The organism is Pelosinus sp. UFO1 (assembly GCF_000725345.1).
GTDB lineage: Bacteria > Bacillota > Negativicutes > DSM-13327 > DSM-13327 > Pelosinus.
In genome coordinates, this window is record NZ_CP008852.1 from 804,863 (window position 1) to 818,605 (window position 13,743).

General features: G+C 36.4%; 8 protein-coding genes. 5 read left to right on the forward strand and 3 right to left on the reverse strand.

All coding sequences use genetic code 11. The features are described from left to right. Positions 1–164: 164 nt before the first annotated feature. The 4 genes from purB (at position 165) to UFO1_RS03605 (ending at position 6,642) form a co-directional block, all read left to right on the forward strand. The gene (gene purB, locus UFO1_RS03590; protein WP_038668020.1) at positions 165–1,511 is read left to right on the forward strand and encodes an adenylosuccinate lyase; all 1,347 of its coding nucleotides are present in this window, start codon (positions 165–167) and stop codon (positions 1,509–1,511) included. A gap of 161 nt (positions 1,512–1,672) precedes the next feature. Next, positions 1,673–3,070: an anion permease gene (locus tag UFO1_RS03595; protein ID WP_084159916.1), complete on the forward strand. Its 1,398-nt coding sequence runs from the start codon at positions 1,673–1,675 to the stop codon at positions 3,068–3,070. A gap of 76 nt (positions 3,071–3,146) precedes the next feature. After that, positions 3,147–4,481, forward strand: coding sequence for a cation:dicarboxylate symporter family transporter (locus tag UFO1_RS03600; RefSeq protein ID WP_051788805.1), 1,335 nt, complete (start codon positions 3,147–3,149; stop codon positions 4,479–4,481). Positions 4,482–4,677: 196 nt separating this feature from the next. After that, on the forward strand, positions 4,678–6,642 hold the full coding sequence (locus tag UFO1_RS03605) for a methyl-accepting chemotaxis protein (RefSeq protein WP_051788806.1): 1,965 nt from the start codon (positions 4,678–4,680) through the stop codon (positions 6,640–6,642). Between the two features lie 709 nt (positions 6,643–7,351). Here the strand turns inward: UFO1_RS03605 and UFO1_RS03610 are convergent. The 3 genes from UFO1_RS03610 to UFO1_RS03620 are packed head-to-tail and all read right to left on the reverse strand — an operon-like array spanning position 7,352 to position 10,710. Then, complete coding sequence (locus UFO1_RS03610) at positions 7,352–8,758, reverse strand: VWA-like domain-containing protein (protein ID WP_038668025.1); 1,407 nt, start codon at positions 8,756–8,758, stop codon at positions 7,352–7,354. Positions 8,759–8,764: 6 nt separating this feature from the next. After that, positions 8,765–9,892, reverse strand: coding sequence for an ATP-binding protein (locus UFO1_RS03615; RefSeq protein WP_038668028.1), 1,128 nt, complete (start codon positions 9,890–9,892; stop codon positions 8,765–8,767). A gap of 11 nt (positions 9,893–9,903) precedes the next feature. Continuing rightward, complete coding sequence (locus UFO1_RS03620; protein WP_038668030.1) at positions 9,904–10,710, reverse strand: hypothetical protein; 807 nt, start codon at positions 10,708–10,710, stop codon at positions 9,904–9,906. Positions 10,711–11,475: 765 nt separating this feature from the next. On the opposite strand from UFO1_RS03620, the gene UFO1_RS03625 reads away from it, so the two are divergent. Then, positions 11,476–13,602 carry a BglG family transcription antiterminator gene (locus UFO1_RS03625; protein ID WP_038668032.1) on the forward strand — a complete coding sequence of 709 codons (2,127 nt, stop codon included), beginning with the start codon at positions 11,476–11,478 and terminating at the stop codon, positions 13,600–13,602. Positions 13,603–13,743: the final 141 nt, after the last annotated feature.

Genomic DNA, 13,743 nt, shown 5'->3' on the forward strand with positions numbered 1-13,743 from the left:
TTATCAGGAGAAGTAAATTTTGCATAAGATTTTGTTATGAAATGATAAGTTGCCGATATTTCACTGTTAATTCTGAAAATGATAACATTTAGTCAAGGTTATTCATTGCTTGCGCTATGTGCGCAGGGGGAGTGCTGAACGAAATTTCGAAAGGGGTTTTATAAATGCCATCAACAACAATTGACAGTCAAATTTTTGGATGTCTATTTAGTACTGACAAAATGAGGGAAATATTCAGTGATAAGAATATGGCTCAGAAATGGCTGGATACAGAAGCTGCACTGGCAAAAGCACAGGGCGAACTCGGTATTATCCCAAAAGAGAAAGCCGATGAAATTAATGCGAAAGCCAATGCGGAATTATTAAATATTCCACAGATTGGTGAAAACTACAAAAGTTCAATAACTATAGTACCGTTATTAAAAGAATTTAAAAAAGTATTGGACGGAAATGCCGGTGAATATGTTCACTGGGGTGCAACTAGTCACGATATTGTAGATACTGGACTGGTTCTACAGATGAAAGAAGCGTATGCCGTCATCTTAGAACAAATGAAAGCATGTCAAAAATCGACACTGAAGTTAGCCAGAGAGCATCGCGATACCATTATGTGTGGTCGTACCCACGTAATTCATGCATTACCTATTACTCTTGGTTATAAAGTAGCGATCTGGGCAGATGAATTGGGCAGAAATATTCAGCGTTTAGAAGAAATTAAAGACCGAGTTTTTGTCGGCGAACTAGGTGGTGCTGTAGGCACACTTGCATCACATCCGGAAAAAGGACTTGAAGTCCAAGAAAGAATGATGGAAATTTTAGGTCTGAATGTTCCGGCAATTGCTTGGCATGTAGCACGGGACAGTCAAGCAGAATTTGTTAGCGTACTTGCTATTTGTGCAGGTACAATCGGCAGAATTGCCAGCGAAATTCTTTCCTTGCAGAGAACTGAAATTATTGAATTAGAAGAGCCATTTTTCATGGGGAAAGTGGGTTCTAGTACCATGCCTCATAAACGCAATCCGCAAGTCGTTGAGAATATTATCGCTGTTTGTCGTAGCGTTAGAAGTATAGCTCCGGCAATTGTAGAAAGCATGGTAAGTGAAAATGAACGTGACTGGGGCTGCTTCCTTACCGAATGGGAAGCAATTCCACGTGCTTGCCATCTCATGGGCGCAGCACTAGAAAAATCCATGGATGTATTAGAAAATTTAATCGTTTATCCAAAACATATGGAAGCAAACTTAAACAAATTAAGAGGCATAATGATGTCAGAATGTGTAATGATGCATTTAGCGCCTAAATTAGGGCGGATGACAGCCCACGATATTGTTTACAGGACTTGTATGAAAGCATATGAAGAAGAAGAGCAGATGGACATAGCATTAAAGGCTGAACCCAAGGTCCGCGAAGCCTTTACCGACGAAGAAATTGCCGATATGATAAACCCTCGGAAATATATTGGTTATGCGCCGCAATTTGCTGATCGTGTTCTTGCCAAATATAAAGCATAACACATTTCAATAAATGTCCGAATTAACGGGCGTATGCCGTAATAATTATGTGAATTTTCATTTATACGGCATACGCCTGGTTTCTAAGTTATAGTCAACATTTGTAGCAGATAAATTGGAATTTCTAAAAAAGGATGTGAGATAATGCCATGAGCAAAGATATGCGTAATGGATTAATTGTATTGGCTGTTGGCGCCGTTATATGGTTCATGCCGGTTCCGGCAGGTTTAAAGGTGCAGGCGTGGCACTTATTCGCCATATTCGTGACTACGATTTTAGGCTATATTCTCCAGCCCTTGCCCATAGGCGCAATTGCCTTTATTGCTGTTACCTTTAGCGCTCTGTCCGGAACACTGAAGGTGGCAGAGGCTCTGATGGGCTATGGCAACGGGACAATGTGGCTGATTGTCTCAGCGTTTTTGTTTGCCCGCGGTTTTATAAAAAGCGGCCTGGGCCGAAGAATCGCTTTTGTTATTATTAAATTTATAGGCAGGTCTTCCTTGACCCTCGGTTATGCAATTACGCTTAGTGATTTTGTGATATCACCGGCAACGCCTTCCAGTGCAGCGCGGGCTGGTGGTATTATCTTCCCGATTATCAAGGGGTTATCTTCGGCCCTTGACTCTGAACCAGGGCCGACAGCTCGTAGATTTGGCGCCTATATCATGCTGGTTGAATATCATGCCAATGCCATTACCTGTGCCATGTTTATGACGGCTATGGCGGCCAATCCTCTTTCCGTTGAGATTGCCTCTAAAGCAATCGGCGTGCAGCTTACCTGGACTTCATGGGCTGTGGCCGCCTTTGTTCCCGGTGCTGTTTCTTTGCTGCTGATTCCGTACATTCTCTATAAACTGTATCCGCCGGAAATTAAGATGATGCCGGAGGCCAAAGGCTTAGCGATTAAGGAACTGGAAGCAATGGGACCCATGACGAAAATGGAAAAAATTGTATCATTGGTATTTATAGGAGCAATGATCATGTGGGCGACCTCAGAAATTACCCATATTGAAGCAACTGTTGTCGCCATGAGCGCCGTTTGTGTCATGGTTATTTGTCAGGTACTTACCTGGCAGGATGTAATTGGTGAGAAAGGCGCATGGGATACGCTGTTTTGGATGGGTTCCCTTGTTGCTTTGGCAACAGAACTGGCAAAATCCGGCTTCATTGCATGGATTGCAAAATCGGCAGGGGTAGTAATTACGGCATCCGGTTTATCTTGGATCATGGCCTTTGGCTTGCTGATTATAATTTACGTATATTCTCACTATGGCTTTGCTAGTGTTACTGCACATATTAGCGCGATGTACGCAGCGTTTATTGCCATTTCTGTAGGGGCAGGGGCACCGCCGCTTCTTGCGGCATTAGCTTTTGCTTTTCTATCTAATGTTATGATACCCTTGACCCATTATAGCGGTTCGGCAGGTCCAATTCTCTTTGGCGCGGGCTATGTAACACAAGGGGAATGGTGGCGAATGGGTTTTATACTTACCACCATTAATGTAATTATCTGGCTCGGTATAGGCGGTGCATGGTGGAAGGTTCTTGGTCTTTGGTAGTAAAATTGCAAACTGGATAAATATTAAAGCAAGAAGGCACAAATAACACAAGACTCATAATTTAGGAGGGGAATTTATGCCTAATCATTTGGTGCAAACACCGACGGAAGGGCCTCCAAACTCTTCGGCTACGCCTTTCTATGCGGGGTTGGGTTTTCAAGTTACAGCTGGAATTGTATTAGGTTTGGCATTAGGCTTTATCGCACCTAAAATAGCTATCGACATGAAGGTGCTAGGCGACATCTTCTTGCGTCTCATCAAGATGGTAGTGGCTCCACTGGTATTCTTAAGTGTTGTGCATGGTATCACTTCTGCTGGAGACATGAAAAGTGTTGGTCGTATCGGTTTGCGAGCTATTATTTATTTCGAAATTGTTTCAACGATAGTATTGATCATTAGCATGATCATTGCCAACTTTGCCGATCTCGGTACGTCTATGCACTTAACCGCTACGGCAGCGGCGAAAGCGGAAGCGGCGGCTAAATACGCAAAGAGTGGCGGTGGGATGACCATGCAACACTTTGTTGAAACGATTGTTCCCGAGAATTTCCTAGGGGCGTTTACTACTGGTGGATTACTTCAGGTTTTAACAATTTCAATCGGTTTTGGTGCTGCTGTTTTAATGCTAAAACCTGAGCAACGACTCGACGTTGAAAAATCACTGGCCCAAATGTCGGAGTGCTTTTTCAAGTTTGTTGATGTCATCATGAAATTCTCGCCATTCGGCGCATTTGGTGCCATTGCCTATTCCATTGGTAGCAGTGGCATGACAGCTGTGATCTCCCTCGGATATTTACTGTTCGTTATGTATGCCGCGCTGGCATTCGTCATTATTGCTGTTTTCGGCATCATCATGCGCATCTATGGCTTTAATCACTTTAGGTTTCTGCGGTATTTCAAGGAAGAAATCGTAATTCTGTTTGCTACAGCATCATCCGAAAGTGTTTTACCCAGGCTCATTGAAAAATTGCCAAAACTGGGATGTTCAAAACAATCCGTCGGTTTGGTGATTCCCACCGGATATGCATTTAACCTTGACGGCACCTCTGTCTATATGCCGCTGTGCACACTGTTTCTTGCCAACGCATATGGTGTCAGCCTCGACTTTCAGCAGCAAGTCGGAATTGTTTTGATCATGCTGTTAACCTCTAAAGGAGCAGCAACCGTCTCCGGAGGGACATTCATCGTTTTTGCTGCAACAGTGACGGCGTCCGGAATTCTTCCAGTTGAAGGGTTGCCGTTATTATTTGGTATCAATCGGTTTACGTCTCAAGCCGTGTGCGTTTGCAATGCTATGGGTAACGCCGTAGCAACAATGGTCGTCTCGAAATCCTCTGGCGAGTTTGACGCCAACACAGCGAGAATCGAGTATCAACAAACATTCGGAAAAGAGATTGGCCAAATAATATAAATATTAATTCTGATAACGATGTGAAAAAACAAAAGCTACAGGTTGGCACTACTAGGAGGTGCTACCCTGTAACTTTATCTTTTCAAATGGAATTTGTACATACGTTAATTAGGTTGAATTAAGATACTAAAAAAAGATGTAAGGATATGACGAACGATATTTAATAGGGTCAATATTAAGATTGGAGAGGTTGAAAATGAGCATAAGAACAAAAATAATTTGTCTGTTGGTAAGTATGATCTTTGCTACAGGAATTTTGCTCAGTGGTACATATTTATATTCGTTGTATCAGTCTGTGCACGAAGATAATAAAGTAAATCTCCATAATCAAGCACTTCAACTCTCAGATGCTGTTGACGCTTATGTTTCTTGTATAAAGAGTACAGGACTAGCAATATCGATGAATCCAATCATTGAAAAAGGTGATTTTATTGCGAAGCAAGCGCAACTAGAATATTTTTTCAAGGCCATTCCAGGTGTCTACATTCTATCAATTACCGATATAAATGGTTCAGTTGTTAATACCTATCCATATAGTGCCAAGGCAATAAGCGCAAGTCGTGCTGATCGTGATTATTTTAAGGCTGTAATGACGACAGGGCAGCCCCAAATTAGTGATGTAATCGTATCGAAGGATACGGGCAAAGTTGCAATTGTGTTTGCATATCCGATAAAAAGTGATAACGCAGTAACTGGAATGCTGATTCAAGGTGTAGAGGTAGATTATTTGCAGTCTATAATTAGCAAAGAGCAGATTGGTAAGACTGGATATGCTGAAATAATCTCACCATCTGGTAAATTTGTCGCTCATAAAAACAAAGAATGGGTAATTGAAGGAAAAACAATTTCAGAAGAGGTAAAAGCATTAATAAAGGACTCTTCAATTATAGCTAATGAAATAACGGATGAAACAGGCGAAAAAAATATTGCAGCCGTAAATTCGGTGCCATCCTCAGGCTGGAGTGTTTTAGTAAATGTACCCAAGAAAGAAATATTAGAGAACTTTTATCATAGTTTAAAATCATCATTAATTATTTTATTTACGCTGGCCATACTACTATCATTTTTATCATGGATAATTTTAAAACAAATGTTGCAACATCTTTCTATGATTATGGAGTTTATTGGATATTTAGGCGATGGAGAATTAAGAAAGAAACTTTCAATTAACGCATCAGGAGAACTGGGGCAATTAGCCAATGAAGTCAATAAAACGATCGATAAAATGCGTGATGTTACATTTAATCTAGTAAAGCATTCTGAACATATAGCAGCATCTTCTGAAGAAATGACAGCGGGTGCTGAACAGTCCGCTCAAGCCTCAAACCAAGTAGCTGTATCTATTACGGAAGTTGCACAAAGAGTAAATGAACAATTAAAACTTGTAGATTCTACAGTAGAAGTTGTTGAGGAAATATCAAAAGAAATTCAACAAGTTTCGCAAAAAGCAATGATCGTTTCTGAATCGGTAAAAAGGACAGAGCAAGCGGCTAATGATGGTGAGCGTTCTATAGAAACAGCAGTACGTCAAATGGGTGTAATTGAAGAAAAGACATATGAGACTGCAAATGTAATTGGCGAATTAGAAGAAAAATCAAAACAAATTGGTCAAATTGTTGAAGCAATAGCTGCAATTGCAGGACAAACCAATCTTTTAGCACTGAATGCGGCGATTGAAGCAGCAAGAGCTGGAGAAACAGGAAGAGGTTTTGCTGTTGTTGCTGATGAAGTTCGTAAACTTGCTGAACAGTCGCAAGAATTCGCAAAACAAATTGCTACCTTAATTGCTGAAATTCAACAAAAAACTAATAATGCAGTACTATTTATGAATGAAGGTAGAAAGGAAGTCAATCGAGGTTCAGAAGTTGTAAATCTAGCAGGAAAAAGTTTTCGAGAAATTATTCAGATGATTAGAGAAATATCAAATCAGATACAAGGAATATCTGCTGCAACTCAGCAGATAATGAGCGGAGCTGAAAATGTGGTAAATGCTGTGCAAGGGATTGATAAAGAAAGTAAAATTATTGCGGAACAAACAGAAACAGTGTCAGCGGCGACAGAGGAGCAATCGGCATCTATGGAAGAAATTGCGTCGGCGAGTCAATCATTGGCTACAATGGCAGAAGAGTTACAAAAAATAATAGGAATGTTTAAAGTTTAAAAAACATTTAAAAATAGATAGTGAAAAATACCCTCTCTTGTAGAATTTCAGTTATGAAATGGACAAGAGGGGGTAGTTTTATATGATTTGGACATTTCAAGGAGAGGAATAGATATGGAAGGCCTTGATGAACACTAATTAACTTTTCATCATATTATGTTATATAGAGCTTAAAAAGGGGGGCTATTATTTATGAGGCAATACGGACCTCCGACCTCTCCGCCACCAACAGTTATTCCCCCAAAACCATCATATTCTTATATCATTGATTGCTTGTACTACACCACTTATGTATGGTTTAAGAATGGAAGACAATTTTGGTTTTATCCAACAAGCGTAGAGTATGGTGCAGTTACGGGCTATAGATGGACTGGAAGGCATTGGACTTTCTATGGTTTCGACTCAAGATTGATTGATGAGGTCGCATGTTTGGTTCCTACACCATATCGTAATTTATCCGATGACAAGTCGCTCTAAGACTCCCATCTTCTCCAAGTGGGAGTCAAGAGCGACTAAGTCTCTGGATAAGTGCGACTAAGATCCAGATGGAGTTAAAACTCCACCTGAATAAAGTCTTCTTTATAAGCTAACTTTAGCATCTAGACACTGCTACTTTGTTGGCAGTGTCTAGATATTTATATGCCCCCTAAGACATTCCTTTGCCAGTTTTTTGGCGAGCTGCCAAAAATTAAATCTGTGTAGGTTGCACTCAAATGTGACTTACTTCTTGGCTATTCATTGAATATCCATCTCTCATAAGATCACTTGTATATAATGTATTATCTTTTATTTCAATAGTATTAAGTTTCTTAACTGCTCCATAAGGTTCTTTTAAGGAAAGCTTTTCTCCTCTCCCAGAAATAACCCATAATGTTTTATATCCCTTAGGTATTGAGAGAAGTTTATCTTCACCTTTGCCATCTGTAAAATACACTAACAAATTAGTCTTATTATTATTAGCATATTCAAAAACGGGGGTAAATTTAGTGCCTCCTCTTAGATTCATTCGAGCTTTTATATCCTTGACAGATTTGACTTTATACACACGTCTGATTTCACTATCACATTCTATAATCGTAATTTCATGATTAACATTTTTTACTATATTGAGTACTTCTTTTATGGCTTGATTAAATTCTTCGTCACTAATGCTTCCACTTATGTCAAGGGCAACAACAACTTTTGCTTTATGACTCCTAAGTTGACCTCTTAAATCGAATCGATCGGGCTGTCTTCGATTTCTTCTTGTTATAATCTTCTTTTTATTACTTTCAACAGTTCCCATCATCCTCTTAAGATATAAATTCCAAGGCAATTCAGCCTTGCTATTTTTAAGTGATGATATCATGCCTTCTAAATAGTTTGGAATATTGCCTTTTTGCGAAGCATCAATAAACTTCTCAGTAAATTCTTTAAGGGTTTTTTCATCTATATCACTAGAATCTTCCCAAATATCATGGGTTTTTTCAGGGGCATAATCAGTTTCTATTTTCTCATCTTTATTACTATCATCCTCTGCTGCATCTTCATCTTCTTCTAATAAATCTATGGCAATTTGAATTTTTTCTGCATAATATTCAAAGGATTCAAAGGGCAAGAGTTTTAAAGAGTAATTTAAATTTACCCATTCTAAAGTTGTAGCATAGGGGGGCAGATGATCTAAATATGTATTTACTACTACATCCATTGCCATATTAACAGCTAATGTTCCATATTTAGCCTTACATTCTTTTGCTCTTATTAAATGCATAGATAATATATGGAGTATTTCGTGTTTAATTGTACTTTCCATTTGTTTTATAGTAAGGGTTAAAAAAATTATGGGGTTAAAATAGATAACATATTTCGAACCTTTAAAATTCACGGCAGTAGGACTGCTTATATCAAATCTTATTTCTCTTGACATTTGAAACAAAAAATATCCATAGAAATTATCTTTGTCTTCCATCAGACTTAAATTCACTTTATCTACAAGGCTAAAAAACTCTTCATTAAAATCTTTTGGTATATTTATTTTAACATTATTATCTCTACGATTTTCTTTTATAAAAATGTTAATAATTTTCGTTACTTTTTCATAAAGCACTTTAACAAGGGTTTCAAAATAAGTTTCCATACATTATCACCTTATTGCATTATAAGATTCAAAATAGGATTCTACAAAAGCTTCATTTTCTATGGCATGTTTGTATACTTCAGGATAACTATTTTTAATATCCTTCATGATTCCTATCATTAAATCTACAGGATATATTTTTAAAAACTCAATCAGTCTGTCAATATAATAACTTGTGTCATAATCACCATTTTTTATATTGGCTTCTAAGTTTTTTAGAATATTCTTTGCGGATAGATAAAGTCTTGTATGACTTTCGTTTTTTACTCTTTCTATAATAGAATGATGAAGAGAATCTCCTGAAAAAACATCTTCATAAGAAAGTAGTGAACTATAATCTGATTCAACAAAGCTAACAAACTCTTCTGCAATGAATTTCCCGACATTTCCTTTTATAACATTTAAAAACACGGATCTAGGTATTGAATCTTTTTTCTCCTTATAAATTTTATAAATGCTAGAAATTCTTTCGTAGCTTCTTGGAGTTGCTCTTATATCATCTTCATTTATTTTATGTAAATATTCTGGGAAAGTTGAGATAAACTCGATAACCTTTTGCTCAATTCCTATATTGATTGCCCAATCTAACCACTGCATATAATCAGGTTCCATGTGTAACCACACAAATCTATTTTCTTGCGCTACATCCATATCTACAACTTGGTAATCAAAATCCGAACCATATTTACTTGAAGGATTCATAGCGGCTATTATTTTTACATCTTCGTGTAACTTATATCCATTAATTTCTCTATTTAATATTAAATTCATAAGTTCCTGTTGTACTGTATGTTCACAACGATTTATTTCGTCGATAAATAAAAGAACTGTTTTTTGTTGCGCTATTGCTTCATCAATTTCCCTTAACTTATTATGAACGGCATATACTGTAGTTTTCTTTTCAACTTTACCTCCTTTAGAATTAACTTTTGTATAAGATTCTATAGTTGGAAGACCACCTATTTCACCTTCTTTAAGGAGATTCCCGTCAATAACAATTAAACTCCAATTATTTACACTCGCAATTTCCTTGGCTAAAGCTGTTTTTCCTATGCCACTTTCGCCAACGATTAAAGGTACTTCTCCAGTAGATAGTACTAAATCAACACTTTTTAATGTATCTATAAAATTCATTATATCTCCACCTATTTCATCTTTAGCTTTTCATCTACAGCTATTTTTTTTGCCTTTTTACTTCCATATTTATAAATAATCATCATCTTGTCCATTCGCATAATATCACTATTCTTATTTATAGTACTATTTAAATAATCTCTAACATATTTTTCTTCAACATCTTCATTTGATAATGCTTCCTTTAAAACTTGTTCTAATTCATCTTTAGATATTTCTATTTCTTGCATAACATATTTAATCACTAAAATATTTACTTTCAAAAATTCTAATATCTTATTTTTATCTAAATCAGAGATAAGTCTAATAGCCCTCTCATCATTCTTGACAGCAATAAGCTCTGCATTATGTGTAGGTGAATTTATATATCTTAATGCATCATAACTTATTTTTACCGCTTCTTCTTGTACACTTTTGTAAGGTTCTTTTATAAACTTTATTGAATCGTAATTTTTTCTTACAGCTAATAATTGCAATTCCTCACTTGGATTATTAGCATATTTAATAGCCCATCCAGTCTGATTTATAGCGAATTTAATTAATGTATCGGTTGGATTTTTAATATACTCTAAGTTAACCCATCCATCATTTATAACTTTTATCATCATATCTTCTGTAGGGTTATTTATAAATTGAATCGCTCGAGCATTATTGTCTATAGCTGATTCTTGCATCTCTCTAGTTGGATAATCTATATATTGTAACGCAAGTCCGTTTTTTTTAATAGCCAATAACTTCATCTCATCTGTAGGATTATTTATATATGCTATAGCATTAGGATTATACTTTATCATTTCAATAAACTTTGATTTTTCCATAATGGTACTTTCCCTCTGTCATTATTTTTTTATATGTAATTATTACTTATTATCTTTACGTTAATCTAAATAGAATAATTATACCACTGTATAAAAAAAGGGGCTATAAATGCTACTGAAACAATAGTGATTGACATGCAAAAAAAAGCCGCATAAAATGTGTAATTCAGAATTAGATAATGAGAATATACGTCGATATAGTAGTTACGGAGAACCGTATCATTGGTAACGGCTAAAATTATGAAAGAAGGGACAAGGGGACAGGTCACTTGTCTCGGCAAAAAACAGTGTATTATGGAATAAAAGATTAGGTTTATTTCAATGTTCGATGATCGTTTATAGTCGGTAAGAGCTTATTTTCAAGAACGGCTATGGTGATGGGCAATTTATGACTGTGAGTTAGTGATGGTTTTTGAACATATTAGAAAGGGAAATCCTTGCTGTTGACGAAGTGTAAGGAAAAACTTAATCGTAAAAAACAGATGAACAGGCATATTGTTTCATTGAAAGGATATTGGTATATATGAAGTTAGATTTTGATAGAAATGAAATACCAAATTATTTAAGATTGGAAGCCACGAATTTCGTGGTTTTTTTGTTTGTGTGAATTTGGTAGGGGGGAGTTTGCTAATGAATTAAAGCTTGTAAAAATTGAGTGTGGGGTGTTTATCAAATGCGTATGAATTTTTGCAAAAACATATTGCAAATAGTTCTACTTTTTCGGATTGCCATTAGTCTTTATACTAAACATGCGAGGTGGATACCATGACTAGCAAAGAATTAGATCTAATTCTTCTCTTAGCATCACGAAATGAATATATTACATACCATGACCTGAAAACAACATTGCAAAAATCAGAAAGAACAGTTCGGTATTATTTAGAACAAGCCAATCAACTTCTACAGCAAAATCACTTGCCTCATATTGAGCAAGATCGCAAACTTGGTGTGAAATTAGAATTTACGGATTATCAAAAAGAACAGTTTTCCTATCTACTTAATTCTGCGCAATATCATGTGGAGTATTATTCGGCGGAAGAACGGGTGCTCATGATCTTATTCTCGATTTTAGATGAAATCACACCCACCTTTGCGACCACTTTTATTGACGAATTAATTACGAGCAAGAGTTCTATCGATTCAGATATGAAAACAATCCGCAAGCTGGCTCAAGAATATGGGGTAATTGTTAAAAGTACGCCTAAAGAGGGGTTTAAGCTTCTTGGCGATGAATGGTCAATCCGTTTATTTATTAATAATGTTATTAATAAATATATCAATTTAGAAATGATGATTGATAATCGTAGCAGTCATTCTGTTTTTTCTAAGAAAGAAAAGGTCGTTATTGCGTATTTACAGAAAGAACTTCCTGCTAAAATTTATCAGTCTCTTCAACAAATAGCCCAAGCAGAAGGATTAGTCTTTAATGAAATACATTGCTGGCAAATGTCGATTATTTTTGCTATTTGGTATAAGCGCTTTACGCAAGGGTATATGGTCAATAGTACGAATAGTCTGCCACTTCGTTATGAAAAACTGCATTCGTATCAAATCGTTATTCAACTATTGCAAGACGTAATGGGGATTCAGGCGAGAACAATCAGTGAATATGAACGCTATTATTTATGTTTTATTATTGATAGCTTTAATATTAAAAATCTAGCGTCTTTGAAAATCGACTGGGGAGGATTGCAATTACTGACCATTCAGTTGATTAAAGAAATGGAGCAGATTACATTGATTCCTTTTCTTGAAGATAAAGAACTTTTTGAACGATTATTCAACCATATTGAGCCTTTGGTTAACCGTAGCAAAAATGGGGTAAGTATCTTTAATCCTCTTAAAAATATGATTATGGAGCAATACAGCACTACGTATAATGCAGTTCGTAAAGCTGTCCGAATCTTAGAAGTATATTGCCGCCAAAAGATTTCTGAAGAAGAAATTGCCTACATTACTCTTCACTTTAGTGCTTCAGAAGAAAAGCTTGCTCAACATAATCCGGGTAAGTATAGAGTTGTTGTTATTTGCGGTCATGGGGTAGCAACTGGCGAATTATTAGCGGAAAATCTAAAAAAATATTACCAGTTTGATGTACTGGGGGTTGTCAATGGTTATGATATTCATGCCATTAAGCGGTTGGGAGCTGACTTCGCCTTAAAAACGATTGATATTGAAATTGAAAATTTGCCTTCTTTAAAAATAGATCCGCTTTTGACAGAGTATGATCGAAAAAAAATAAAAAGATTTATCGAAAGTAATCCTGATATAGAAAAGTCGGGCGGATCTAATTTTGATGCAGTTGATTTTTTTAAAGAAATTTGTAAAGTTGCTGAAAAACACAGCATGAAAATAAAGATGGAAAATTTCATTGAAGATCTTGAACAACTATTTGAAAAAAATAAAATCATTCTAAATCGACAGGGGGTTCAACCAATGATTCATGAAGTACTTAAAGACCAGCATATTTTATTGCAGTATACAACAAAAGATTGGGAGACCTGTATTAAAGATGCGGCGCAGCCATTACTTGATGATCACTATATTAATCAAGATTATATTGAGGCAATGATTGCAGCTGTCAATAAATATGGGCCATACATTGTCGTCGGAAAAGGAGTAGCGCTTGCTCATGCGCGCCCAGAAGATGGCGTGATCAAACTAGGACTGAGTGTTATGACGTTAAAAGAACCAATTTCTTTTGGTCATGAAACAAATGATCCTGTAAAATTAGTTTTTTGTTTAGCAGCAACCGACAATTTTTCGCATTTGAAGGTTATGAAATCCATAGTTAATATTATTAATGAAGAATGGAAAATTGATAAAATATCAAACCAATATACTATTGATGATTTTAAACATGTATTAGATGAGTTCGAGGAGGTCGTATAGATGGCGAAAAAAGACTAACTGTTATTACAAGAGGTGGCGGATACAAGTGGCATTAACTTGATATTTCATGGAGGCGTAACGCATCTTAGCAAGGAATGAATACGGCTAGTCGATGGTATCAGTGGCCAAATGGTAGGGATA

Bases quoted from the DNA above. Each gene is read 5' to 3' on its own strand.
- UFO1_RS03600 (WP_051788805.1), top strand. From the start codon at position 3,147: ATGCCTAATCATTTGGTGCAAACACCGACGGAAGGGCCTCCAAACTCT.
- UFO1_RS03610 (WP_038668025.1), bottom strand. From the start codon at position 8,758: ATGGAAACTTATTTTGAAACCCTTGTTAAAGTGCTTTATGAAAAAGTA.
- UFO1_RS03615 (WP_038668028.1), bottom strand. From the start codon at position 9,892: ATGAATTTTATAGATACATTAAAAAGTGTTGATTTAGTACTATCTACT.
- UFO1_RS03605 (WP_051788806.1), top strand. From the start codon at position 4,678: ATGAGCATAAGAACAAAAATAATTTGTCTGTTGGTAAGTATGATCTTT.
- purB (WP_038668020.1), top strand. From the start codon at position 165: ATGCCATCAACAACAATTGACAGTCAAATTTTTGGATGTCTATTTAGT.
- UFO1_RS03620 (WP_038668030.1), bottom strand. From the start codon at position 10,710: ATGGAAAAATCAAAGTTTATTGAAATGATAAAGTATAATCCTAATGCT.
- UFO1_RS03595 (WP_084159916.1), top strand. From the start codon at position 1,673: ATGCGTAATGGATTAATTGTATTGGCTGTTGGCGCCGTTATATGGTTC.
- UFO1_RS03625 (WP_038668032.1), top strand. From the start codon at position 11,476: ATGACTAGCAAAGAATTAGATCTAATTCTTCTCTTAGCATCACGAAAT.